Origin of the sequence: Neobacillus sp. NPDC097160 (genome assembly GCF_044762155.1) — a bacterium.
Taxonomy (GTDB): domain Bacteria; phylum Bacillota; class Bacilli; order Bacillales; family Cytobacillaceae; genus Neobacillus.
On record NZ_JBIWDU010000021.1, the window covers coordinates 53,097 to 77,682 of the forward strand.

Genomic DNA, 24,586 nt, shown 5'->3' on the forward strand with positions numbered 1-24,586 from the left:
ATTTTTCTATTAATACGAACAAAGGGGATGGGAGAAATTTTTCACGGTCAAACAAAGGGGTATATGTTTGTAGTGATCAACTTCACGCATTAAATATACCATGCGATTTTACCTTCTGACAATAAGTATGTGCTTTATTTCACAATATTGTCATAAAGTGAAACTTCCATCAGTGGGGAGTTTTTCCCCCACTGATGGTTAGTTGAACCAATCGGGCTTTTACGGGCAGTTGCCCCCCGATTATCCTTTATACATCAAAGTCTTGAAGAAGGGGGCTTACTGCCCGTTAATGCGGGAAAAAGTCATATATTCACGGAATGGACAATAGACATAGTAGTGATCATCTCTAAAAAGGTGGAAACTATTGTGGGCAAAATTCCTTTTATTATTTTGATTCTCTTTATTTTGTTTGCTTTTTTTCTCCATTTACTTGCATTAATAAAGATTTTCCCGCTGTTCCTTAGTACCCCTATTTTGTTTATTTCCATTTTAATTTTACTTATTTATCTTAATAACCGAAAACGATTTAGGGGTTTTTGAAAAAGGGATGGAAGCCATCAAAAGCACCATCCCTTTTTTCTTTATGATAGAAGCTGTTCCAATTCATTTAGTTTTTCTTCAAATACCTTACATGCATCCTTAATTGGATCGGCACTCGTCATGTCGACACCGGCTTTTTTGAGTACTTCAATTGGATAATCTGAGCTTCCTGCACTTAGGAACTCCTCAATATATCGTTTAACAGCCGGCTCCCCTTCTTCTAAAATCTGCTTGCTTAAGGCGGTCGCTGCACTAAAGCCTGTTGCGTACTGGTACACATAATAATTGTAATAGAAATGCGGAATTCTCGCCCATTCTAAGCCGATTTCCTCATCAATCACAATATCTTCTTCACCAAAATACTTCTTGTTCATGGCATAATAGGCCTCGGTTAAAGCATCTGCTGTTAATGCCTCATTATTTTGTGCTTTCTGATGAATCAAATGTTCAAACTCAGCAAACATTGTCTGCCGGAATACAGTGCCTCTAAAACCCTCTAAATAATGATTTAGGAGGTAAATACGCTTTTGTTCATCATCAATTGTTTTTAACAGATAATCATTTAACAGTGCTTCATTACACGTGGAAGCCACTTCAGCAACGAAAATCGAGTAATTTCCGTACGGATACGGCTGTGATTTCCGTGTATAGTAACTATGAACAGAATGGCCGAATTCATGGGCCAATGTAAATAAATTGTTCACATTATCCTGCCAGTTCATCAGAATATAAGGATGTGTTCCATATGCTCCTGAGGAGTAGGCGCCACTGCGTTTCCCTTTATTCTCATGGACATCAACCCAGCGATTTTCAAATCCTTCTTTTAAAATCTTCGAATATTCCTCGCCTAATGGTGCCAATCCCTTAATCACTAAATCCTTAGCCTCATCATACTTAATTTCCATTTTCACATCTTTTACTAAAGGAGTATACAGGTCATACATGTGCAGCTCTTCTAATCCTAATACTTTTTTCCGAAGCTTCACATAGCGATGTAATAAGTGAAGATTATCTGTTACCGTATTAACAAGGTTATCATATACACTTTCAGGAATATTGTTTGCTGAAAGGGCAGCATGTCTTGCGGAATAATATTTTCTTACCCTTGCATTGAAATTGTCCTTTTTCACATTGCCGCTTAAAGTGCTTGCAAATGTATTTTTAAAATTACCATACGTTTTATAAACGGCTTTAAAGGAATCGCGGCGAACACGCGGGTCTGCGCTTTCTAAGAATCGGCTGTAGCGTCCATGAGTAACTTCAACATCTTCCCCATTCTCATCCTTAATCGTTGGAAATTCAAGATCGGCATTGTTTAACATCCCAAACGTGTTGCTAGAAGCATCCATCACTTCGCCTGCTTCCGCTAATAGGGCTTCCTGCTCGGCGCTTAGCACATGGGGCCTTTGCTGATTAATTTCTTCAAGAGCATGTTCGTAAAGCTTTAGCTCTTGTTTCTCATTCAAGAAACTTGTCACCTTGCTTTCGTCTATCGAAAGAATTTCCGGCACGATAAAAGCTAACTGACTCGCAGCCTGAGAGTAAAGATTTTTCATTCTGTCATCTAGACCTTGGTAAAAGGAGTTCGTCGTATCTTGATCATAACGCATATGTGAATATGTATAAAGCTTACCAATCCGCTCTAACAATTTATCTTGGAACTGAAGAGCTTTATAGAGTATTTCCGCACTTTCTGCTAAATTCCCTTCAAATTCTTTAATCCCGGAAATTTGATTTTTAACCTCTTGAAACTCTTTCTCCCATTCCTGATCATTTGCAAAAATATCTTCTAATTTCCATGTGTCTTCCACAGCGATTTCGTTTCTCGCCGGGAGCGACTTTACAGCAGTTTCATTAGCCATGATTCATCCTCCATTCAAATTTCAGTAAGCGATAAGAATTCACTCATAAATTATATTCTCTTTTTCCCTTCTATTTCCTCTTTAATTTGTTGGAAAAGACAATGCACCCCACTATATTATGCCCATTCCTCACTTTTCATTTATTTTTCGAAAGGATATTGCTGTTTTTTTGATAAAAAAGCTGTTTTGCTTCCTCTCGTTCTCGATTTGATTTTGGTATAATGATTTTCCGCTGCACTTGAAAGGCATTTTCTCCTTTACGTTGCAAAACCCCTAAATGCTCTAGGGCTTGTAAATATTCAATTTGAGCGAGGATGGGATTTAACTGCTCCAACTGGGGCAGTTTTCTTAAAATAATATTTTTTCTCTGTATTCTTTTGTTAAAATGAAAGGTAAGCTCCTGAAAAGTAATGGAATCGTTGGGGTTCTTGTTGGCTAAAACATCAAGAAATAAATAAGTTTGCCAAATAATTGGAGGCGTTTGAATAAGTAACGAGTGAGAAACAGGGAGACCGATTTCAGGAGGTAATAGGAAAAGGTTGAGGCCTCGATTATAAATTTCATGGAGAAATATTTTTTGTCCCGATTGTGGGTGAAGAGCCCAATTCAAAATAAATCTTTCATTCTCTGAATTCCATCTTGATAGATTCAGGTGAATTTTCTTCTCTGGTTCCAACAGGGCATCTAGTTCAACTTTAAATGGTGGATAATTGAAAGATTCAACGAAAGCATTTTTGATTGTGAAGGAAGTAATCGATTCTACTAATTGAAAAAGATGTTTTTCGGGGCAATAAGTAGGAATATAAAGATTTCCGGACGAAGTACTTCTTAGAAATAAATAATGAAAGTTCGACAGAGCGATTATTTCTTTTCTTTTTTGATGTATGTGGCTGCTTGAGATAATCCATAATGGGACGTAATCATTCTCGAGATAGGTTTTCGTCCTCTTCTGAAAAATTTTTTCCGGTATCGTAGAGCACTGATACTCTAAGGCGTATTTCTTTCCCTTATGCTTGAACATAATGTCTGGACGCTGCTGAATTTCCCTATCATAGTACTCTAAGACGGAAGGAATCTTTTGTCTGATAAGCCATTGAAATAACTGCCGTTTCCCTTCCATGTGGTATGAGGATTCATTTTCAAATTCATCACGGCAGCTGCTCCCCTGCTTATGTGCAAAGTGAAAGATTCGCTGATCACCTAATTTCAGCAATACACCTTCTCCACATACCGGACAAACGAATTCTTCTTTCCTTCGCAAATCCAAAAGAGTTTCCTTTCTATAATCAAATCCAAGACAAAGCTTTTTACCTGTTTTTGTACATGCGGTTAACAATAAAGCTCCCCTCCTTTTTACTAACTAATTCGCCAAATTCCGCTAAATACCTGCTTTTAAAAAAAGAAAATCCCGTCGAAATTCGACGGGATTTTCTACTGACAACCTTATAATAACGGTGAAAGTAATCGCGCTGTTGATTCTAATAATCTAAAGCCAATATGCCGTTCCTCAAAAGTTTTTAGCTCTAACTGCTTAGCATACTCCAGGTCTTTTTCATATTCCTCAACAAGTTTTTGTGTACTTTTGGTCCGGAATAAGAATGCATTAACCTCAAAATTTAAGTGAAAACTGCGCATATCCATATTGGATGTCCCAATCGAGGCAAGTTCATCATCAACAATCACAATTTTACTGTGCATAAAGCCCCGTTCATATTCGTATACCTTAACCCCCGCTTCCAGAAGTTCTGGGAAATAGGAGCGTGACGCATGAAAGACAATTCGTTTATCAGGTCGGTTTGGTACAAGCAGCCTTACATCAACACCACTAAGCGCTGCTACCTTGATTGCGGAAAAAATATCTTCATCTGGAATAAAATACGGTGATGCAATCCATACTGATTTTTTCGCAGAAGCAATCATTGAGAAATAAATATTTTTAATGATGCTCCATTCATTATCAGGGCCTCCTGCAATCAGCTGAACACCGCCATGACTTTTATGATCAATTTGCGGGGATAAGTATTCGGCTGTTAAAAAGCTGTGATTTGTCATGTAATACCAATCTTGCAAAAAAATTAGCTGAAGGGTCCGAACAGCTTCACCCTTAAGCATTAAATGTGTATCACGCCAAAAGCCTATACTCTTATCCCTTCCTAAATATTCATCACCAATATTTAATCCGCCAACAAAACCAATCGTTCCATCTATCACAATAATCTTCCGATGATTTCGGAAATTAAATTTATTATTTAGGAAAGGCAGCTTCACAGGCCCGAACGAAACTGTTTCGATACCGGCATTTCGGAGGTCATTTATATATGTCTTTGATAGCTGCCAAGAACCGACAGCATCAAACAAGAAGCGAATCTTAACTCCTTGTCTGGCTTTTTCAATTAGTATATCTTTGATTTCCTGTCCAATTTGATCATGACGGACAATATAATACTCAAGATGAATATGGTGCCTAGCTCTTTTCAATTGTTCGATAATATGGCTAAATGTTTCATCGCCATTGGTTAGTACCTTTGTAGAGGTATCAAAAGAAATAGGGCTGTTGCCTAGCTTTTGAGCCAAATTAAATAACTTCCCTTGATGCTCACCCATTAGGCTGAGCTTCTCCTCATTCCTTGGATCATCATCCCCTTCAACTGTTAGAAAAGCTTGTTTATCAAGAAAATACTTCTTTCTAAACATCTTCTCTTTCCGATAGTTTCGTCCAAATAGCAGATAAAAAATAAAACCAATAAGCGGAAAGCTCCCCAGCACTACTAACCATGTGATGGTTTGTGTAGGATGGCGGTTTTCAAGGAAAATAACAAACCCAATAAAGATAACCGACAACGAAATTAAAACGCTTAAGAATCCAAATATTCCACTTTCCAATTGATCCTTAAAGAAAAATAAGAGCCCGGATAAAACCGCTAAAAATATAATAACCCTTACCGTGTTTTTCAAAGGACTCACCTACCAAAATTTTCATTTTATAAAATACTAAAAATACCGATTTCAAATATGAAATCGGTTTTTTTATTAGCTAAAATATTTTCGTAATTCGCCAAAAACATCTTTTGAGATAATTTCTTTTCCATATTCTTGTACGCGATGAATCGTTAGCTGTGTTTCATAACCATATTCGAGTAAAACACTCAGCAGATCATCAATTTCATCTTCTTCATATAAGTCTTCCGGAAATTCTGTATATAAATAATATTTTCCTTCAAAGTGATAAAGTTTAGTCACTAAATCATCTAATCCCGCTCGATTCGATAGGCTGATAACATCTTCAAAGTCTTTAAATGCAAGAAGGAATTCCAATGTTTCTTCCTCAAGCAAAATGTCATCGTCCTCAGAATGATTTGGATTAAAATGCTGATCCAAGAGCTCTTCAATTTTATCATCAACAGGAATGTCTTTTATTTTATCATTAGGAATAGGGAGCTCAAACTTTTGGCCATCTTTTGAAAGCTGTGCTTTGGTTACAAGAACCTCTAAACCCTTATCAAGTGCCTGAACTTGAATCCAAAGTGGACCCTCGACGGCGAATTCCTCTTCACCATGAACCTCATCCATCATCTCCCAAAAGAGTTCTTCACTACGTTCACGATTGTACCAAATTTCCTCGCGATCAAAACCTCTTTCTTCAATATCACCATAGGAAATGTAGAATTTCACGGTATTCTCATTAATGCGTTCAATCTCCATCATTACCTCTCCCTTCCGTTTTCCAGATTGAAGGGACTAAATACCCCCAAGCAGATCTTGCCATTAAATAAATGCTTCTAAAAAAGCAAATAATCTTGTACTTTCATTTTATGACAAAAGTACTAATAAGGGAAATAAAAAACGCTAAATTCTTAAAAACCATTATAATGCCTATTTGTTATTCTTAAGATATTCTGTTTATTGTAACAAAATGAATCCTAAACCACAAACATTCCGGCATATATACAAAAAAAGACCTCCAATTTAGAAGGTCTTATTATTTAATTAACCATGCGTTGTGCTTCACGTAATTGGAACGTTCTCACCCGTCTTGGCAGAAACCGTCTAATTTCATCTTCGTTATAACCAACCTGCAATCGTTTTTCATCGATAATGATTGGTCGGCGTAACAGCCCAGGATTATCTTTAATCAAACGAAATAAATCTTGCAGCGGCATTGCATCTAAGTTTACATCTAATTTTTGGAACGTTTTTGATCTTGTGGAAATAATTTCATCAGTTCCATCTTCAGTCATTCGAAGGATTTCTTTAATTTCCTCCATTGATAATGGTTCAGAGAAAATATTTCTTTCTGTGTATGGAATTTCATGCTCTTCTAACCATGATTTAGCTTTTCTACATGATGTACAACTTGGTGAAGTGTATAATGTTACCATTCGTTCTTCACACTCCTCAATTATTTACGATTTATTGTATGAATACCCTATATAATGGATTTGAAACTCTTTAATGTGAAACATTATGCAATCATAATTAAAATTATTATAAATAAGTAATTTATATCATTAATTATACACCACTGTTCCTCAAAAAGGTATCCCTTTTTAAAAATTATTGAATGGACAAAAACAATCAATTTTTTCGGTTACATACTATTAGACGAATGATTTCTCTAAAGGTTTCAAAAATTTTACCCTTTTCAACTGAAATAATTTTGTAATCATTTCATTTCTTTTTCAAAAAGTTCGTTTCCATTGGCATAGTTTTTGAGGGTGTTTTTCAAAATAATATCTTTCTTGGTTGGCATGCTTCATTATATCTATTTTTCCTTAATTTATTATTAACATCATTCTCAATTAACGAAGTTTAATGAAAACGCATTCATTTTTTAAGGTATTTCTAATTGATTATTTATTTTCCTCTTTCAATAAAGCACAAGTTCTTTTAATATATAACTATGGGGATATTTAATTGGCATGGTGAATATTCTGATTAGCTTAAATGGAGGGGTTTTATCATGGGTGGATACATAGCAGATTTAACTATGGTTGCATTGCTCATCGTTGCAATTACAGCCCTAATGGGTGTTATAACAAACAGTATCGGTGAAAAAGTTTTTGGCGGGAAACGTCGAACCGAATTTACAGATGAAAGTGCTAAATACCGGACAGGATGGAAAGCTGTTGGGGGAACTAAAAAATGACGTTAAAAAACGATCTCAAATATTTGAGATCGTTTTTTATTACCTTGATTGTGCTTGATATTGCTTAAATTCTTTTTCCGAGCAAAGAACAAAGTGACCTGGGGTTACTTCCCTAAATTCAATGGCTTCATTATCATCATATTGATGACTTGCCGGGTCATAGGATTTACGTTTCCGCGTTCTCTCGCTGATTGGGTCTGGTGCTGGGATTGCTGATAAAAGTGACTGAGTATACGGGTGCAGCGGATTTTTATAAAGCTCCTCTGCCGGCGCTAGCTCAACCATTTTCCCAAAATACATAACGCCAATACGATCACTAATATATTTTACCATCGAAAGATCATGTGCAATGAAAAGATATGTTAATCCTTTTTCTTTTTGCAGTTTTTTCATTAAGTTTACAACCTGAGCTTGTATCGAAACGTCCAAAGCAGAAATCGGTTCATCTGCGATGATGAATTCCGGCTGAACCGCAAGTGCACGGGCAATACCAATCCGTTGACGCTGACCGCCACTGAACTCGTGTGGATAGCGGTTAGCATGCTCTCTGTTTAACCCAACGGTTTCTAAAAGCTCATATACTTGATTCATCCGTTCTTGCTTTGATTTTGCCAAGCCATGAATATCAATTCCCTCGGCAATAACATCAGCAATCTTTAATCTTGGGTTTAATGAGGCATATGGATCTTGGAAAATCATTTGCATTTTACGATTAAAATCTTTTAATTGTTTTTTTGATTTTTTTCCATGGACATTAACACCGTCATACAAAACTTCCCCGTCAGTGGCATCATACAAACGAATAATGGTTCTTCCTGTTGTTGACTTACCGCAGCCTGACTCACCAACAAGTCCCATTACCTCACCTTTATAGATGTCAAAGGAAACATTATCGACTGCCTTTACTTCATTCGGTTTTCCTTCATTAAAATATTGCTTTAAATTTTTTATTTCAAGCAGTTTCTCTCTCTGAGCCATTTATTTTCCCTCCTTTATACCAGGAGACTGACTTTTTCCCAACAGTAAAGTACCACTTACGGCTCCTGCAGTGCCCACGTATTGACTTTGACGTCTTTTTACAGCCTCAGGCGGCTCAACTTTTGGCGCATCTGGATGTAATAGCCAAGTTGCAGCATAATGCGTATCTGATACTTTAAAGAATGGCGGCTCTTGCTCCAAATCAATTTTCATTACGTATGGGTTACGCGGTGCAAACGCATCACCCTTTGGTGGATTCAATAAATCTGGAGGTGTACCTGGAATTGAGTATAACTCCTCATCGTCCGTATCCATGTCCGGCATGGAACTGATCAGGCCCCATGTATATGGATGCTGCGGGTTATAAAAAATTTCATCTGCTGTTCCAATTTCAACAATTTTTCCCCCGTACATAACCGCAACACGGTCTGCAACGTTGGCAACAACACCAAGATCATGCGTGATAAAAATGATTGATGTATCGATTTTCTTTTGCAGATCCTTCATCAACTCAAGAATTTGCGCTTGAATCGTCACGTCAAGTGCCGTTGTCGGTTCATCCGCGATCAGAACTTGAGGATTACACGCTAAAGCAATGGCGATAACCACCCTTTGTCTCATCCCGCCGGAAAATTGATGCGGGTACTGATTTACCCGGATTTCCGGTTTCGGAATTCCAACCAGTTTTAATAATTCAACGGCTCTTTCTTTCGCAGTATGCTTGCTCATATTCTGATGTTTAATAAGCGGCTCCATAATCTGGTTTCCGATTTTCATTGTTGGATTTAAGGATGTCATTGGATCTTGAAAAATCATCGAGATATCATGACCACGAATTTTTTGCATTTGTTTATCTGATAATTTTGTCAGGTCTTTTCCACCAAAAAGGATTTCCCCACTTTTTATTTCAGAATTGTGTTCCGGAAGTAAGCGCATGATTGATTTTGTGGTAACAGATTTCCCCGAACCTGATTCACCAACTATTGCTAGTGTTTCTCCTTTTAGCAAATCAAAGCTTATTCCACGAATGGCTTTTACTTCCCCAGAAAAAGTATGAAACGATATGTTTAAATCCTTTACTTGTAATATTTTCTCCATTACAGTTCACCTGCCTTCTAATCACGCATTTTTGGATCAAGTGCATCACGTAATCCATCTGCTACTAAGTTAAAGCAAACCATGATTAATGCAATCACGATTGAAGGAATAATCATTTGATATGGGAATGCAATCATCGATTTAAATCCGTCATTTACCAATGTCCCTAATGATGCATGTGGTTCTTGTAATCCCAGTCCAATAAAGCTCAAGAATGCTTCGAAGAAAATGGCACTCGGGATCGAAAACATTGTATTTATAATGATAATACCAAACATGTTTGGAATCATATGCTTGAATATAATGGAAGAATCTGATGACCCCAATGTTTTTGCAGCCAAAACAAATTCCTGACCCTTATATTTTAAAACCTGCGCCCGAACAACACGAGCCATACTTGTCCATCCAGTAATCCCTAAGGCAATAATAATTGGTAAAATTCCCGGCTTTAAGATCAGAATCATTAATACAACTATAATCAAGTTTGGTATCCCGACGATAACCTCTATGATCCTCTGCATCACACTATCAGTACGGCCGCCGAGGTAGCCGGAAATAGCTCCGTAGGAAACCCCAATAAGCATATCAACTAATGCAGCCATGAAGGCAATGAATAAGGAAACCTGTGTCCCTTTCCAAGTACGAGCGAACAGGTCGCGGCCTAGGTTATCAGTTCCAAACCAGTAATATGCATCAACTTTGCGCACTTCATAGGCGTTGAATTCTGTTCCATTGCGTCGTGTTAATGTTCCATCAAACGGCAACCAGTGGACATTTTCTAAGCCTTGAATTCGAGGCGGAAGATTGTTATGTTTTGTATTTTGGTTATCGTAGGTATAAGGAGAAATCATTGGACCAACGAAAGCCATAATAATTAGGATTGCCAGAATAATTATACTGATAACCGCACCTTTATTTTTTCGAACCCGTAACCAAGAATCCTGCCAAAAACTTAAGCTTGGCTTAGAAATCTTTTCGCTATTTGATGGGTCAATATGGGCAGGTTCAAACAAATCTTTTGTAATGATAGCTTTTTTATCCATCATTTAGTTTTCCCCCCCGAAATACGAATACGTGGGTCGATGACTCCGTATAAAATATCAACAATAAGGATAACTACCACGAATAAAGCAGCAAACATTAGGTTTGTCCCCATTATTACTGGGTAGTCATTTGTGTTAATTGATTTTACAAACTGCTCCCCGATACCAGGAATACCAAAAATCTGCTCGATTACTAGCGATCCAGTCATTAAACTTACAGCCAAAGGTCCCATTACGGTAACAACTGGAATTAACGCATTTCTAAGTGCATGCTTAACACTTATTTGAAAGCGGCTGGCGCCCTTTGCTTTTGCCAGGGTTATATAATCAGAACCCAAAACATCAATCATTTCAGTACGCATAAATCGGGCAGCAATCGAAATTGGGAACATCGCCAATGCAATGGTTGGCAGGATTGTATATTCCGGTCCACGCCATAACATGACCGGCAGCCAGCCCAATTTAACTGCAATGTAATACTGTAATAACCCAGCAAAGATAAACGATGGAACTGATTTACCAACAACAGCAATAAAAGTAGATCCATAATCAATCCAGGTATTTTGCTTTAATGCCGCAATCGTACCTAAAAAGATACCTGCGATTGCACCAAAAACCATGGCTTGCAAACCTAGTATAGCAGAAGGACCAACTCGGTTTGCGAGTAGTTCTGTTACAGGGGTATTATTAAATTGAAAGGAGACTCCCAAATCACCCTTTACCATACTCTTCATATAATTAAAATATTGAACAGGCAATGGGTCATTTAAGCTATATTTCTCAAGCAGAATATTCTGTTGGACTGCTGAAAGTTTTTGGAAGTTATTAAACGGGCTTCCAGGAATTAACTTCATGAGGAAAAAAGTAATGGATGCAACTAAAAACAGTGTAATAATCATATACAAAACACGTTGCAATAAATATTTCGCCATGCCTACACCTCCTAATTAGTTAAATATTCGACGTTTTTCGACAATTTCGATACAGGTAAAAAGAGAGTATATTTTTTTGAATATACTCTCTTTCTATTTGGTTAAGATAGCTACTATTTAAGGATTTTAATCCATTGGTAACTATAATCAGGACCGAATGCATGGTGAGCAAAGCCTTTAACCTTAGGATTGATTAAAAGGTTAACTGAACGTTGATACATTGGTGCAATCGCTGCATCATCTTCTAAAAGAATCTTTTCAGCATCTTGAAGTGCTTTCCAACGTTCTTCGTCTTTAGCAGCTAAATCTGTTTGTGCAGCTTTAACTAGCTCATCATATTTTGGATTGCTATAATCCATTTTATTGTGATCTCCGCCAGTTAGGTATAAATCCATGAATGTCATTGGATCAGCATAGTCTGGACCCCAACCACTGAATAATAAACCATAATCCATTTTTTGTTCACGGTCGATACGGATTTTGAACGGTACACTTTCAATTGTAAGCTTTAAGCCAGGAAGGTTCTTTTCTAACTGATCTTTAACAAATGCATCTGTAGTTTTAGATGTTTCAGTATCGCCGCCCACATAAGTTAAAGCAACCTCTTTCACACCTAGCTCAGATAAACCTTTTTCCCAAAGCTTTTTAGCTTCATCTTTATTCATTGCTTGGTAAGACTTAGTTGTTTCACGGAAGTCTTTACCTTTTGTGTCAAATGTGAATCCTTTTGGTACTAAGAATTCAGCAGCAATAGATCCGTTAGCTAATACATCATCAACCATTGCTTTTTTATCAACAGACAAAGCAATTGCTTTACGGATATTAACATTTTTCAATGCTGGAATCTTTTCGTTCATTTTAAGCCAGAAAATTGTTGGTTCTTGGTATTGTAATAATTCTTTAGATCCTTCAAATTGTGAAATGATCGCAGCTTGTGCAAGCTTCGGTGTAATATCAGCTTCACCTGCAGTAAATGCGTTTGCAGATGCTTGTGGATCTTTAGAAACGTTAAAGTTGATTTTAGTTAATGTAACATCTTTCGCACCATGGTAAGTATCGTTTTTCTCTAATACCCACTCAGTTGCTGTAGGGCCATCCCATTTTGTCATCTTAAATGGACCGTTGTAAAGGATGTGTGCAGCATCTTTCGCATAGTCAGCGCCTTGTGCCTCAACAAACTTTTGGTTTTGTGGATAGAACAATTGGAATGTAATGAAAGATTCAATGTATGGAATTGGTCTTTCTAATGTAATTTTTAATGTGTAGTCATCTTCAGCTTTAATTCCTAGATCCTCTACTTTTGCTTTTCCTTCAGCAATTGCATCAGCGTTTTTAATTTTGCCGCTCATGAAGTATGGACCATATTCTGAAGCTGTGTCAGGATTGATTGCACGCTGCCATGCAAATACATAGTCATTTGCAGTTACAGGGTCACCATTAGACCATTTTGCATCTTTTCTTAATTTAACAGTTAATTCTGTTTTGTCTGCATTGTATTCTGGCATCGCTTCAGCACCAGCAGGTACTACCTTTTGATCAGCGTCCAAACGATACATGCCTTCGTTAACAGCATTCATTGTTGTGAAGCTCATAACGTCAGTTCCCAAAACGCTGTCCATTGTTGGAATTTCAGCAGATTCAAGAACATTAAGTTCCTGCTTGTCGGCAAGTTGTTCAGCAGCTGGTTTTTCGCCGCCCTTGTCCTTTGGTTTGTCTGAGCCTGTGTCCTTGTTGCCGCCTGAACATGCTGCTAGAAACATGCTAAGTACTAGTGTTAAAACTAAGAGTAGTGAAAGTTTTGATTTTTTCACTTGTAGACCTCCCTTTTCTATTATTCTGAAAAATTACTACATTCCCTATTATACATATATTAAAATTAATTGTACATAATTTTTTATATTTAATTTTACAAATTAGAAACATTCTTTACGTTAGGATTACAAATAGCTGTGATATAATTTAGACTTATAAAGATTTTTTTGTATAATATTCTTAAGGTATTCCTTTATAAATCAATGTTTTGGAGGTCATTCCGTGAATTTCCGTTTTAAGAAAAAACTTTATATTTTGCTTTTTACACAGTTGGCAATAATTATTATTTCTTTTATTTCTTATCGAAAAATTTCTTTAATAAGCTATATCAATATATCTTTCCTCTTCACTGCAGCATTACTTTTATTAACATTACTAATTTATACCATTCATAGCGGCTTCTATGATGCCATTTCTAGATCCTTTAATCTTGCCTTTTCACGAGGGAAAGATGAACGGCGACTTGAAGACATTCCAAGATTATCTGAAATGATTACTGTCGATGAAAAGCCTCTCCTTTTTCACGGGCTAATGAATGCTTTATTTATGTTGATTGCCCTTATTGCATATTATTTTTAACTCACTTGAAATTAATTATGCAATTCCTTTATAATGTGATTAATCGAATAAAAGCTGTTAAGCAATGATAAAGAGTAGTACGTATTTTCCTTCGATTCAGAGAGTTTGTGGCTGGTGAAAACAAACACGAAGCAATACGGAATGGACTTTGGAGCTTCTTTCTGAACCATTTATCCTATCGATAAACTAGTAGGAGTAGACGTTAGCCTTGCGTTAAAAGGACTCCAGAACTCTTGTGATGTTTTGGATCTGAGTGACTCTTTTTTGAGTAATTTAGGGTGGTACCGCGAACCATTCGTCCCTATTAGTTTTTAGGGATGAATGGTTTTTTTATTTATTTTTAGGAGGAAACGGAAATGAAAACAATTTTTTCAGGAATTCAACCGAGTGGAACGATTACACTTGGGAACTATATTGGAGCATTGAAACAATTCGTGGAATTGCAAAACGAATACAATTGCTTCTTTTGTATTGTGGATCAGCATGCCATCACAGTTCCCCAGGATCCGCAAACATTAAGGAAAAATATTCGCAGTCTGGCAGCATTATATCTTGCTGTAGGAATTGATCCAGAGAAGGCCACATTGTTTGTTCAATCAGAGGTTCCTGCGCATGCACAGGCAGGCTGGATGATGCAATGTATCTCTTATATCGGTGAATTGGAAAGAATGACGCAATTTAAAGATAAATCTACAGGAAAAGAAGCGGTTTCAGCAAGTCTGTTAACCTATCCGCCGTTAATGGCCGCTGATATTTTATTGTATAATACGAACTTGGTTCCTGTTGGGGAAGACCAAAAACAGCATATGGAATTGACTCGGGACTTAGCAGAACGTTTTAACAAGAAATATAATGACATTCTGACAATTCCTGAAATCAGCATACCAAAAGTTGGTGCACGGATCATGTCACTTCAAGAGCCAACAAAAAAAATGAGCAAATCTGATCCAAACAAAAAGGCCTTTATCACTCCGTTAGATGAACCAAATCAAATAGTGAAGAAAATTAAAAGTGCTGTTACTGATTCAGATGGAATTGTAAAATTTGATACCGTAAATAAACCTGGCGTTTCTAATTTGTTATCGATCTACTCCATTTTAGGAGGAAAATCGATTGCTGAACTTGAATTGATGTATGCGGGGAAAGGTTACGGAGATTTTAAGGGTGATCTAGCTGAAGTGGTCGCTAACTTCTTTATTCCGATCCAAGAAAAGTACTACAACTTAATGGAATCCAGTGAGCTGGATGATATTTTAGACCGCGGTGCCGAAAAAGCAAACCTGGTTGCCAGTAAAACGCTTAAGAAAATGGAAAATGCGATGGGATTGGGCAGAAAACGCCGTTAATAATGAAAAAGCCTGTCCGCAAAAGGTGTGCATTGCATCCCTTTTGGGTCAGGCTTTTAGTTTACTTTTGGGCCGTGTTCCATTTCCCATAGCTTTTCAAAAAATGGCTGTCCTTTAATTAGGTTTTCACAGAATGTTTCATGTCGCTTTGACCAGCCATCCTTTGTTTCCTCAAACAATTGCTCCCAAGCATTTTCAAAGTTCATTTCTTGGATCATTGAATATTGCTCCGGACACCATTCCGTATACCAGTACCGTATCTCTGCTTCGTTACTGGATGAAAGCAACTGATCAAGAGCCATAAATAACAGTTGTTTTAACTGTCGTTCCTTTCTAGTTAACCCTCTCATTAGTTCAGGTTCAGGAGATAAAATATGGAAATCCTTCGTTTTAGGCTGGGAATAAAAATGATATGGTTTTGCTTCATGCTGACTGATCATTTCATATACTAGCTGTTCTTGTCTTGGTATTAACCTGCTCTTTCGAATCGGAATAGTATAGCCAATTGTATCAATTGCTAATATTCCCACTCCGTCTGTGACAACAAAGCAGTAGTCAAGCTGAACTCTTTCATGATTTTTTCTTAAATATGCCTTCTGATAAATATCGTCTAGAAGCTGTTGTGGTAACTCTGAAAGATCATTTTCAATGTAATTAAATAAAATCGGCTCGACTTTAATAAGTGGTGCTTGATCTAACAGCTCCACTCCATCATCCTTACGCCATTCATGAAAGTGGCATATATTATATCCATTTTCTTCACCTTCAAACCAATTTACCCAAACATCATGAAGATACAACATTGTACAACCCCTCACTTCAAGAAACTGTTTGTCAATCAGTATGGGCAGACCTTAGTAAAATTATTCCTTTATATATATTTTGCTCCAATTACAGTTATTTACTGGTCCTTAATAAAACATGTCTTTTTATTTTCCTTTATGTATATGAGGGTCTACCATTTCGTATACCCGAATGAGGTTATATGAACAAAAAAAAATCTACCATATCAGGATGGTAGATTTTTATCTTCTTGATTTAGGATTGAAAGCGTCTTTTAACCCTTCGCCAATAAAGTTAATCGATAAAATGGTGATCGTAATTATGAGTGCTGGCGGTACCCATATCCAAAGCTTAAATTGGAGTACGTCGGGCTCATTTGCAGAATTCAACATATTACCCCAGCTTGGAATTTCTTGAGGCACACCAAAGCCAAGAAAGCTTAAACCTGTCTCAGCCACAATCATCGTTGCAAATGTAATTGTTGCCTGTACTATAATGGTTGATAAAATATTGGGTAATAAATGTTTGACAATTATTTTAGCAGGAGAACATCCAATAGAAATAGCAGCTACGATATACTCATTTTCTTTTTCTGCTAGGATTTTACTCCTAACAATCCGTGCTATTCCACCCCAGCTCAGTATGCTGATGGTTCCTATCAAAACCCATAACCCATTTACTTTTCCAAAAAGAATCGCATTTAAAACAATGACAAATACGAGAAAAGGAAAGTTTAAAATAAAATCTGTAAATCTCATTAATAAGCTATCAACTGCACCGCCGAAATAACCTGAAATCGAGCCGATTAATGTACCGAGTAAAATAACAAATAATGTACAGCTCATTCCAACTAACAAGGAGATTCGGCCGCCATACAGTAATCTTGTAAATACATCCCTACCTGCTTTATCCGTCCCAAGCCAATGCTTACCGGATGGCTCTAACGACATTTGGCCGATATTTATTCTAGTAACATCTGCCGTCGTAATATATGGAGCAAGGAAGGATATGACCGCTACAATAAATAAAAAGACTAGGCTAATCATAGCCAGTTTATTTTTAATAAACTTCTTCCGGGCAAGTGCCCATGGTGATAAACTTTTTTTCGGGGGTGCTACGATAATATTAGTATCCTTCTGAGTCATAACTTCCATCTTTCTTCCCCCTAATCTAGCCTAATTCTCGGATCTACAACACCGTATAGGATATCAGCGATAAGGTTGCCGATTAGTGTTAAGAAAGAGAATAACATTGTCAACGTCATTAATACCGGGTAATCTCTTGTTCCAACAGATTGCAAAAATAGTTGTCCAAGACCAGGATAAGTAAAAATCGTTTCGGTGATAATTGCCCCACTTATAATGGCAACTAAATCAAAGCCTAAAAAGGTAATAAGCGGTATAATCGAGTTTCTTAAAATATGAACGTTGTAAATCTTTCTTTCTGCTGTCCCTTTTGCACGGGCAGTACGGACAAAATCTTTTCGGCTGTTTTCAATAATATCATTGCGTAAAAATTGGGTATAGCTAGCAGTACTTAATAATCCGAGGACCACGGCCGGTAAGAATACATGGTGCAAACGGCTTAACCAATATTCAAGTGTGCCCTCAGTCATGCCTATATCAATTGATCCATTTGATGGAAACCATCCAAGCGTAAAAGAAAAGAAAAAGATGGCAAATACCCCGGCGATAAATGACGGAATCGATAAACCCAAATAATTTATTCCTCCTATTAGGTTATCTCCAAGAGTGTATGGTTTTCTTCCAGCGTATGTTCCCATAAAAAAGGCAAGAATATAGGTGATTAATATGGAAGTAAATCCAAGTAACAATGTATTTGGTATCCGTTCTCCAATTACCTCCGCTGCCGAAATTTTAAAACGTGCGGATTTACCAAAGTCTCCTTGCACGAAGTTACCAATCCAGCGGGCATATTGTTGTGGCAATGGGTCGTTATAGCCTAATTTTTCGCGCATCTCAGCGATATATTGTGGATTCGTATTTCTTGGGTCGATTTCTCCTGAAAGTGAGTCCCCAGGCATTAATTTTGCCAAAGTAAAGACTACAATGGAAATTAAAAATAACATCGGAATCATGCCTAAAATTCTTCGAAATGCATACTTCAGCATGTGCATTCTCCTTGTCTTTAAACTATGTTAAATAGGCAGGTCTATGTAACACAAGTTCGTTAAAAATGGGAGAGGCTAGGAGAACAGATTCTCCCTGCCCCTCCCAAATTACTTCCCTGAGCTTCAATCTAAATAATATAAGTATTTAACATAGTCTACTGCATGTTAGTCTGCTGTAATTATTGTTTAATCCACCATTCATTTGGACGGTTTTTACCTGATACGTCAAATTTCACACCTTGAACTCGTTTGCTTACTGCCATTGTTTCTTCGAGTTCAGCAATTGGCAATGCAGGAAGTTCCTTCATGAATAGTTTTTGCCATTGTACATATAGGTCTTTACGTTTATCAGTGTCAGTCCCAACAACGCTCATATCTACTGCTTGATCAAGTAATTTATCACTGTCAGCATTTACCCAGCGTGGATAGTTCCAAAGTGCTTTAGAGCTCCAAAGTGGAGTTGGATCTGGATCGGTACCAGTTGACCAGCCGCCGAAGAATACTTCCATCGATTTATCTGCTTTTTCAAGCATATCGTAGTAAAGGTTAGCATCTGTCATTGTAAGTTTCGATTTTAAACCAACGGCTTCCCAATATTGAGTCAATGCTTTTGCACGTGATTCAAATGTTGGATTTTGTGTTGCATAATGAGAAAAGTTTACAACAAATTTCTTACCATCTGGATCTTCACGGAAGCCATCGCCGTCAACATCTTTGTAACCAGCTTCATCTAACAATTCTTTTGCTTTTTTAGGATCGTATTTGAACTGTTCTAGTTCTTTATTGTCTGCTGCAATCCAGTGATTTGTAGGAACTGGACGGTTTACAGGTTTACCTACACCAAAGAAGAACGCTTTAACCCATTCTTCACGATTGATTGCATAGTACATTGCTTCACGTAATTTGATGTTTTGGTATTTTGATTCATTCATAACGTTTTGACTGCCATCCCAAGTACCTAATCTAAATCCAACATAGTAGTAGCTTAGGCCAGGATATGTTATTGCTTCAACATTATCAAGTGCTTTTACTTGATCAATAATACTTGGATGGAAAGAAGTCATATCAAGTGTGCCATTTTTTAATTCCCCAACTGATAGAGATGGGTCGATTACTTTTAAGACAACTTTTTCGATGTGAGGTTTTCCGCCAAAGTAATCATCGAAACGCTCCATTTCAACAGATTCCCCTGGAACAATTTTCGAAACTTTAAATGGTCCTAAACCTACAGGTTTTGTACGAACTTGTTCAGAAGACATCATATCTTTAACAGCCATGTCTTTGAATTCAGTACGGTTCATCGGATATGACCAAAGGTTTTCCAGGTTATTTACACGGGCTTTATCAAAAGTAATTTGGATGTTGTAATCATCAACAACTTTAATTCCTGAGATTTCTGTAGCTTTACCATCATGGTAATCTTGCGCACCTACGATAGTTTTTACGTTTTCAAATCGTGGACCTTCGTAATCTTTATCAGCAATGACTTTTAGTGCAAATTCCCAATCTTTAACTGATAGTTCATCACCGTTGTGCCATTTAACTCCTTTTTTTATTTCAAAATCATAAACCTTGTTGTCTGAAGTTTTCCATGAAGCAATATTCGGTTGTGCTTGTAATTTTTCATCAAACTTAATTAGGTTTTCATCAATGAATTGAAGAACCTCATCATCAGCCGCTGTACCGTAGAATGAGTAATTGAATTTACCCTCTGGAGCAGAATCAAGTGCATAGACTAATGTTCCGCCATCCTTCGGTTTATCAGCCGTTTCACCGCTCTTAGTGCCTTCTTTTTCTTTTTCCTTTGTACCTGCTTTTTCTCCACCGCCGCTACAAGCCGCTAAAAACGCCGATAGAACTAGCATTAACGCAGCTAACATAAGCATACTTCGTTTCTTCATTTGTTTCCCCCCTATAAGATTTTTTCGATAAAATTTGATTTGACTACCCTCTAGCTGTTGCGCCAAGGCGCTTCGGCTTTTCTAGTAAAGGTGGCAAGCTACTCGATGAGAAGGCTTCACCTCCTTTAATACTGGCTTTTGTTTAGAACATTCCTCCATTGCCATTGGACAGCGCGGATGAAATGGGCATCCTGATGGAGGATTTATAGGACTCGGAACATCTCCTTTTAAGATAATTCTATTCTTTTTAATCCTTGGATCTGGAGATGGGATTGCCGAAATTAAAGCCTGTGTGTATGGATGGAGAGGATCTGCGTATAGAAGATCCTTATCCGCTATCTCTACCATGTTACCAAGGTACATTACGCCTATTCGATCGCTCATATGTTTTACAACACTTAAATCATGTGCAATAAAGAGGAAGGTTAAATCAAATTCTTCTTGTAAATCCTTCAATAGATTTAAAACCTGCGATTGCACGGATACGTCCAGTGCGGAAACCGGTTCATCCGCAATGATTAATTTAGGTCTAAGTGCAAGGGAACGGGCAATCCCAATTCTTTGCCGCTGGCCACCGGAAAATTCATGTGCATACTTATAATAGGCATCTTGCGGTAGACCAACTTTATCTAGTAAATCCATGACTTCTCTTTTTAATTCAGCTTTACTTTTCTTTGTAAAGTTATAAATAGGTTCAGCAATGATATCGCCTACCATTTGCATTGGATTTAGGGAAGCGTATGGATCCTGGAAAACCATTTGCATGTCTTTACGAATCTCTCGCAATGATTTACCGTGACTTCTCGTAATATCTTTTCCATCAAAAAGGATGCTGCCTTCAGTTGGTTTCAATAATCGTAATATTGTCCTGCCGGCAGTAGACTTCCCGCAGCCGGATTCGCCTACTAGTCCCAGTGTTTCCCCTCTCTTAATCTCAAAAGAGATATTATCAACCGCTTTTACATTTCCGACGGTACGTTTAAAAAATCCGCCTTTGACAGGGTAATAGGTTTTAAGATTATGAATCTCTAAAAGATTGTCAGATTTTACGGAAGCGCTTTCTTTATTTTTATGTACGGAAACTGAACTCATCATTTCACCCCTTCTCTTGGTTTACTTGTTTCAAAGAGCAAACAGGCAACCTCATGGCCTTGTTCGACATCTTCTAACAGTGGGGTAATGGATGTGCATTCAGGCATTGCCTTTGGACAACGATGGGCAAATCTGCAGCCAACTTTCGGCATATTTGTAAGTGATGGAACAATTCCTTGGATGGAGCTCAAGCGCTCTTCCGTTTCATCCATTTTCGGTATTGCTCCCAATAGTAATGTTGTATATGGATGTTTAGGATTATGGAATAAAGTATCAACATCTGTTCGTTCAACAATCTTCCCTGCATACATAACGATGACTTCATCACACATTTCCGCTACTACACCTAAATCATGTGTAATTAAAATAACAGACATATCATTGACTTCTTGAATCTCTTTTAATAGTTCCAAAATTTGTGCCTGAACCGTAACATCAAGGGCAGTTGTCGGCTCGTCTGCAATTAATAGTTTAGGCTGGCAGGCAATCGCAATCGCAATCATAACCCTTTGTCTCATACCGCCCGATAATTGATGTGGATATTCATCCACAATTTTTTCAGGACGAGAAATTCCAACACTCTTTAATAAGGCAATTGCTTTTTGCCGTGCTTCTTGTTTCGAAATTTTCAAATGGTTAAAAAGAACTTCCATCAGTTGATAACCAATAGTAAATACTGGATTCAAGGAAGTCATTGGCTCTTGGAAAATCATTGAAACATCTTTCCCGCGGATTTTATTGATTTGGGATTCGGACATCTTCTCAAGATTAATTCCATCAAAAATGATTTCACCTGACTTGATCTTTCCAATTCCTTTTGGAAGCAACTTCATAATCGAAAGACTCATGACAGATTTACCACAGCCAGATTCACCTACAACTCCAACAATTTGTCGTGGTTTCACCTGAAACGAAACGTTGTCTACAGCATTGTAATCAATTCCATCAATATCAAAGGCTGTCTCTAAATTTTTCACCTCGAGCAGTGGTGCCTCTTTGCGATGTGACTTTTTTATGCTCATAGTACACCCTCTAACTTTATTGAATTATTCTGTTAATTCGTTATATTTAAATAGAATTCTATTACAGAATTGTTACAATTGCAAGACTTTTTTACAAAATTGGCAATTTTCGTGTTAATGAAAAATAAAAAAGCCTGATATACTAGGCTTTTTTACTTTTCTATTCTATAAACTTGCCAGCAGGAATGGTAAAAGATAGTTTTGTAGAATAATTATGGCTTTCGTAGAATTTTCCAATTATATTATACCCCGCTGCATAGCCGAGTAATTTGGGAACTCTCCCGCCCCCATATAAAAGTTCGTCGTGTCTTCTTTCATACTTTTTTTTGTTAAGCTGATTTTTTAAATATTTTTCCCAAAAATTTGATAGCTCTTTGTCTGTATACATCCGGCACCACTTTGCTAAATATTCCCTTCCGCAATTTTTTAATACGGCATATTCTGCCAGTCCCTCAATGACAATGGAGTCAAGCAATGTATAGTCTTCCATTTTTTTATTTAACATTCTCAACCGGCAGACATGGTGATATTCATGAACCAGAAGTGCTTCAATTTCTTTTGGATCTTCATAATGCGAAAGAAAGAGAAACATTTTATCAGGGAAGGAGACGCCTGCTTTACTTTTTTCCTCTCTGATAAAAAAAAATCCTCCTGCCTGTGCTAACGGAAAGAGAAAGATTGGCACATCAGGTCCATTCCATTTATTTTTATATTTAGAAAAAAGCCGATCCACTTTGTCCCATGCTTTATGTTCCAACATATTGTTTAAGTTGTTTTTAGCGGCTCTTGACGGACGGTACATTCCAAAATCCATTAGTAAACTGTAAATTTCATTTGCCTTTTGCCCCTTAAAATATGGAAGGAGCTTTTCACAGATTTTAGACGGGCGATCAAACTCCTCTTGTAACCATTGATCTGTTCGTATGACTCCCATTACTTCACCCCATTAACTCAAGATCTCCTTCTAGACATTTTATGAATTTTTTTAGAAGAAGTGCTTTGTTTTAGTGGGTTTCTTCCTTAAACGCAAAAAACAGCCAGACATATGCCTGGCTGAGACTTATTCTTATTCGTATTTTTTAAAGACGATTGTTGCGTTATGACCGCCAAAGCCGAGCGAGTTGCTCATAGCTGCCTTAATTTCTTTCGAACGAGCAGTATTCACCACATAGTCCAAGTCACAATCTGGATCTGGTGTTTCATAATTAATAGTCGGTGGCATCATGCTGTCTCTTATGGCCAGCACAGTGAAAATGGCTTCAACACCGCCAGCAGCACCAAGAAGATGTCCGGTCATTGATTTTGTTGAGCTCATGGCCAGTTTGTAAGCATGTTCGCCAAATACCTCTTTAACTGCGAGTGTTTCAAACTTATCGTTATATTCGGTACTTGTTCCATGGGCGTTAACATAATCAATATCTTCCGGCATTAACCCTCCATCGTTAATGGCCATTTTCATTGCACGCGCACCGCCTTCACCGCCTGGTGCCGGAGCTGTGATATGATAGGCATCACCAGTTGCACCATAGCCAACGATTTCTGCATATATTTTTGCACCACGTGCTAAGGCATGCTCTAATTCTTCCAAAATAACAATTCCTGCTCCCTCGCCAATGACAAAACCGTCACGATTTTTATCAAAAGGTCTGCTTGCTGTTTCCGGGTCTGGATTTGTAGAAAGAGCTGTATTGGCACAGAAACCGGCAACAGACATTTTCGTAATTGGCGCTTCAGCACCGCCGGTTACCATTACGTCTGCATCACCGCGCTGGATTACTTTAAAAGCATCGCCAATTGAATTAGTCCCTGTTGCACATGCGGTAACTGTACAGGAATTGAAACCCCTTGCACCAAGTGTGATGGACACTTGGCCCGTTGCCATATCAGGAATTAACATTGGGACAAAGAATGGGCTGACCCGTTTGTACCCTCTTTTTTGGAAGATCTCGAATTGTTGCTCGAACGTTTCCATACCGCCAATTCCGGAACCAATCCATACTCCCACACGTGGAGAATTTTCTTCAGTAATCGTTAAATTTGCATCCTTTACTGCCATTAATGCACTTGCTACGGCAAATTGGGTAAAACGATCCATTTTCCTAGCATCTTTTCTCTCCATATAAACTTCTGGATTAAAATCTTTTACTTCTGCAGCTACCTTCGCGGGATACTCATCAGCATTTACCCTTGTCATCGGCCCAACGCCTGATTTACCTTCTAATATCCCTTTCCATGTTGTTTCTGCATCAAGACCAAGTGGTGATACGGCACCGATGCCAGTAACTACAACCCTACGCTTTTCCATTTGTACATCTCCTTTT

General features: G+C 37.6%; 21 protein-coding genes and 1 other annotated feature. Of the genes, 3 read left to right on the plus strand and 18 right to left on the minus strand.

The genetic code is table 11. From position 1 onward, the window contains the following. Positions 1-581: 581 nt before the first annotated feature. The 5 genes from pepF to spxA form a co-directional block, all read right to left on the minus strand. Positions 582-2,402, minus strand: coding sequence for an oligoendopeptidase F (pepF, locus tag ACIQXV_RS24895; RefSeq protein ID WP_402963477.1), 1,821 nt, complete (start codon positions 2,400-2,402; stop codon positions 582-584). Between the two features lie 136 nt (positions 2,403-2,538). After that, a complete protein-coding gene (locus ACIQXV_RS24900; RefSeq protein WP_402963480.1) occupies positions 2,539-3,738 on the minus strand; it encodes a competence protein CoiA in 1,200 nt (399 codons plus the stop codon). 107 nt (positions 3,739-3,845) lie between these two features. Further along, positions 3,846-5,357 carry a cardiolipin synthase gene (gene cls / locus ACIQXV_RS24905; RefSeq protein ID WP_402963483.1) on the minus strand — a complete coding sequence of 504 codons (1,512 nt, stop codon included), beginning with the start codon at positions 5,355-5,357 and terminating at the stop codon, positions 3,846-3,848. Between the two features lie 75 nt (positions 5,358-5,432). After that, positions 5,433-6,104: an adaptor protein MecA gene (mecA, locus tag ACIQXV_RS24910; RefSeq protein WP_402963618.1), complete on the minus strand. Its 672-nt coding sequence runs from the start codon at positions 6,102-6,104 to the stop codon at positions 5,433-5,435. A 281-nt stretch (positions 6,105-6,385) separates the two neighbouring features. Further along, positions 6,386-6,781 (minus strand): transcriptional regulator SpxA, encoded by a 396-nt coding sequence (gene spxA / locus ACIQXV_RS24915; RefSeq protein WP_402963486.1) that lies wholly within the window; start codon positions 6,779-6,781, stop codon positions 6,386-6,388. Between the two features lie 581 nt (positions 6,782-7,362). On the opposite strand from spxA, the gene ACIQXV_RS24920 reads away from it, so the two are divergent. Further along, positions 7,363-7,548 carry a hypothetical protein gene (locus ACIQXV_RS24920; protein ID WP_402963489.1) on the plus strand — a complete coding sequence of 62 codons (186 nt, stop codon included), beginning with the start codon at positions 7,363-7,365 and terminating at the stop codon, positions 7,546-7,548. A 39-nt stretch (positions 7,549-7,587) separates the two neighbouring features. Here ACIQXV_RS24920 and ACIQXV_RS24925 read toward each other — a convergent pair whose 3' ends face one another. The 5 genes from ACIQXV_RS24925 to ACIQXV_RS24945 form a co-directional block, all read right to left on the minus strand. Continuing rightward, positions 7,588-8,526: an ABC transporter ATP-binding protein gene (locus ACIQXV_RS24925; RefSeq protein ID WP_402963492.1), complete on the minus strand. Its 939-nt coding sequence runs from the start codon at positions 8,524-8,526 to the stop codon at positions 7,588-7,590. Continuing rightward, positions 8,527-9,624 (minus strand): ABC transporter ATP-binding protein, encoded by a 1,098-nt coding sequence (locus ACIQXV_RS24930; protein WP_402963495.1) that lies wholly within the window; start codon positions 9,622-9,624, stop codon positions 8,527-8,529. Positions 9,625-9,641: 17 nt separating this feature from the next. Next, positions 9,642-10,670 carry an oligopeptide ABC transporter permease gene (gene opp3C, locus ACIQXV_RS24935; protein WP_402963498.1) on the minus strand — a complete coding sequence of 343 codons (1,029 nt, stop codon included), beginning with the start codon at positions 10,668-10,670 and terminating at the stop codon, positions 9,642-9,644. Then, on the minus strand, positions 10,667-11,599 hold the full coding sequence (gene opp3b / locus ACIQXV_RS24940; RefSeq protein ID WP_402963501.1) for an oligopeptide ABC transporter permease: 933 nt from the start codon (positions 11,597-11,599) through the stop codon (positions 10,667-10,669). Before opp3b ends, opp3C begins: the two co-directional genes overlap by 4 nt. 113 nt (positions 11,600-11,712) lie before the next feature. Next, the gene (locus ACIQXV_RS24945; RefSeq protein WP_402963504.1) at positions 11,713-13,410 is read right to left on the minus strand and encodes a peptide ABC transporter substrate-binding protein; all 1,698 of its coding nucleotides are present in this window, start codon (positions 13,408-13,410) and stop codon (positions 11,713-11,715) included. Positions 13,411-13,633: 223 nt separating this feature from the next. Here ACIQXV_RS24945 and ACIQXV_RS24950 point away from each other — a divergent pair, with 223 nt between their 5' ends. Continuing rightward, positions 13,634-13,990, plus strand: coding sequence for a DUF3899 domain-containing protein (locus ACIQXV_RS24950; RefSeq protein WP_402963507.1), 357 nt, complete (start codon positions 13,634-13,636; stop codon positions 13,988-13,990). 55 nt (positions 13,991-14,045) lie between these two features. Then, positions 14,046-14,296: a binding site (T-box leader), on the plus strand. Between the two features lie 50 nt (positions 14,297-14,346). Next, complete coding sequence (gene trpS, locus ACIQXV_RS24955) at positions 14,347-15,336, plus strand: tryptophan--tRNA ligase (RefSeq protein ID WP_402963510.1); 990 nt, start codon at positions 14,347-14,349, stop codon at positions 15,334-15,336. Between the two features lie 56 nt (positions 15,337-15,392). Here trpS and ACIQXV_RS24960 read toward each other — a convergent pair whose 3' ends face one another. The 8 genes from ACIQXV_RS24960 to fabF all read right to left on the minus strand — a co-directional run bounded on the left by ACIQXV_RS24960 (position 15,393) and on the right by fabF (position 24,570). Beyond that, complete coding sequence (locus ACIQXV_RS24960) at positions 15,393-16,139, minus strand: YjbA family protein (protein WP_402963513.1); 747 nt, start codon at positions 16,137-16,139, stop codon at positions 15,393-15,395. A 222-nt stretch (positions 16,140-16,361) separates the two neighbouring features. Beyond that, positions 16,362-17,273, minus strand: coding sequence for an oligopeptide ABC transporter permease (gene opp4C, locus ACIQXV_RS24965; protein ID WP_402963516.1), 912 nt, complete (start codon positions 17,271-17,273; stop codon positions 16,362-16,364). Positions 17,274-17,284: 11 nt separating this feature from the next. Then, a complete protein-coding gene (gene opp4B, locus ACIQXV_RS24970) occupies positions 17,285-18,250 on the minus strand; it encodes an oligopeptide ABC transporter permease (RefSeq protein ID WP_402963519.1) in 966 nt (321 codons plus the stop codon). A gap of 179 nt (positions 18,251-18,429) precedes the next feature. Beyond that, complete coding sequence (opp4A, locus tag ACIQXV_RS24975; RefSeq protein WP_402963522.1) at positions 18,430-20,151, minus strand: oligopeptide ABC transporter substrate-binding protein; 1,722 nt, start codon at positions 20,149-20,151, stop codon at positions 18,430-18,432. Between the two features lie 81 nt (positions 20,152-20,232). Continuing rightward, positions 20,233-21,243, minus strand: coding sequence for an ABC transporter ATP-binding protein (locus tag ACIQXV_RS24980; RefSeq protein WP_402963621.1), 1,011 nt, complete (start codon positions 21,241-21,243; stop codon positions 20,233-20,235). Further along, positions 21,243-22,265, minus strand: a complete 1,023-nt coding sequence (locus tag ACIQXV_RS24985; RefSeq protein WP_402963525.1) for an ABC transporter ATP-binding protein — start codon at positions 22,263-22,265, stop codon at positions 21,243-21,245. The genes ACIQXV_RS24980 and ACIQXV_RS24985 overlap by 1 nt, the downstream gene beginning before the upstream one ends. A 160-nt stretch (positions 22,266-22,425) precedes the next feature. After that, complete coding sequence (locus tag ACIQXV_RS24990; RefSeq protein ID WP_402963528.1) at positions 22,426-23,199, minus strand: DUF2268 domain-containing putative Zn-dependent protease; 774 nt, start codon at positions 23,197-23,199, stop codon at positions 22,426-22,428. 132 nt (positions 23,200-23,331) lie between these two features. After that, positions 23,332-24,570, minus strand: coding sequence for a beta-ketoacyl-ACP synthase II (fabF, locus tag ACIQXV_RS24995; protein ID WP_402963531.1), 1,239 nt, complete (start codon positions 24,568-24,570; stop codon positions 23,332-23,334). Positions 24,571-24,586: the final 16 nt, after the last annotated feature.

Bases quoted from the DNA above. Each gene is read 5' to 3' on its own strand.
- ACIQXV_RS24925 (WP_402963492.1), bottom strand. From the start codon at position 8,526: ATGGCTCAGAGAGAGAAACTGCTTGAAATAAAAAATTTAAAGCAATAT.
- trpS (WP_402963510.1), top strand. From the start codon at position 14,347: ATGAAAACAATTTTTTCAGGAATTCAACCGAGTGGAACGATTACACTT.
- ACIQXV_RS24990 (WP_402963528.1), bottom strand. From the start codon at position 23,199: ATGGGAGTCATACGAACAGATCAATGGTTACAAGAGGAGTTTGATCGC.
- fabF (WP_402963531.1), bottom strand. From the start codon at position 24,570: ATGGAAAAGCGTAGGGTTGTAGTTACTGGCATCGGTGCCGTATCACCA.
- opp3b (WP_402963501.1), bottom strand. From the start codon at position 11,599: ATGGCGAAATATTTATTGCAACGTGTTTTGTATATGATTATTACACTG.
- opp4B (WP_402963519.1), bottom strand. From the start codon at position 18,250: ATGCTGAAGTATGCATTTCGAAGAATTTTAGGCATGATTCCGATGTTA.
- opp4C (WP_402963516.1), bottom strand. From the start codon at position 17,273: ATGGAAGTTATGACTCAGAAGGATACTAATATTATCGTAGCACCCCCG.
- mecA (WP_402963618.1), bottom strand. From the start codon at position 6,104: ATGGAGATTGAACGCATTAATGAGAATACCGTGAAATTCTACATTTCC.
- ACIQXV_RS24985 (WP_402963525.1), bottom strand. From the start codon at position 22,265: ATGAGCATAAAAAAGTCACATCGCAAAGAGGCACCACTGCTCGAGGTG.
- opp4A (WP_402963522.1), bottom strand. From the start codon at position 20,151: ATGAAGAAACGAAGTATGCTTATGTTAGCTGCGTTAATGCTAGTTCTA.
- ACIQXV_RS24960 (WP_402963513.1), bottom strand. From the start codon at position 16,139: ATGTTGTATCTTCATGATGTTTGGGTAAATTGGTTTGAAGGTGAAGAA.
- ACIQXV_RS24930 (WP_402963495.1), bottom strand. From the start codon at position 9,624: ATGGAGAAAATATTACAAGTAAAGGATTTAAACATATCGTTTCATACT.
- spxA (WP_402963486.1), bottom strand. From the start codon at position 6,781: ATGGTAACATTATACACTTCACCAAGTTGTACATCATGTAGAAAAGCT.
- opp3C (WP_402963498.1), bottom strand. From the start codon at position 10,670: ATGATGGATAAAAAAGCTATCATTACAAAAGATTTGTTTGAACCTGCC.
- ACIQXV_RS24920 (WP_402963489.1), top strand. From the start codon at position 7,363: ATGGGTGGATACATAGCAGATTTAACTATGGTTGCATTGCTCATCGTT.
- pepF (WP_402963477.1), bottom strand. From the start codon at position 2,402: ATGGCTAATGAAACTGCTGTAAAGTCGCTCCCGGCGAGAAACGAAATC.
- ACIQXV_RS24980 (WP_402963621.1), bottom strand. From the start codon at position 21,243: ATGAGTTCAGTTTCCGTACATAAAAATAAAGAAAGCGCTTCCGTAAAA.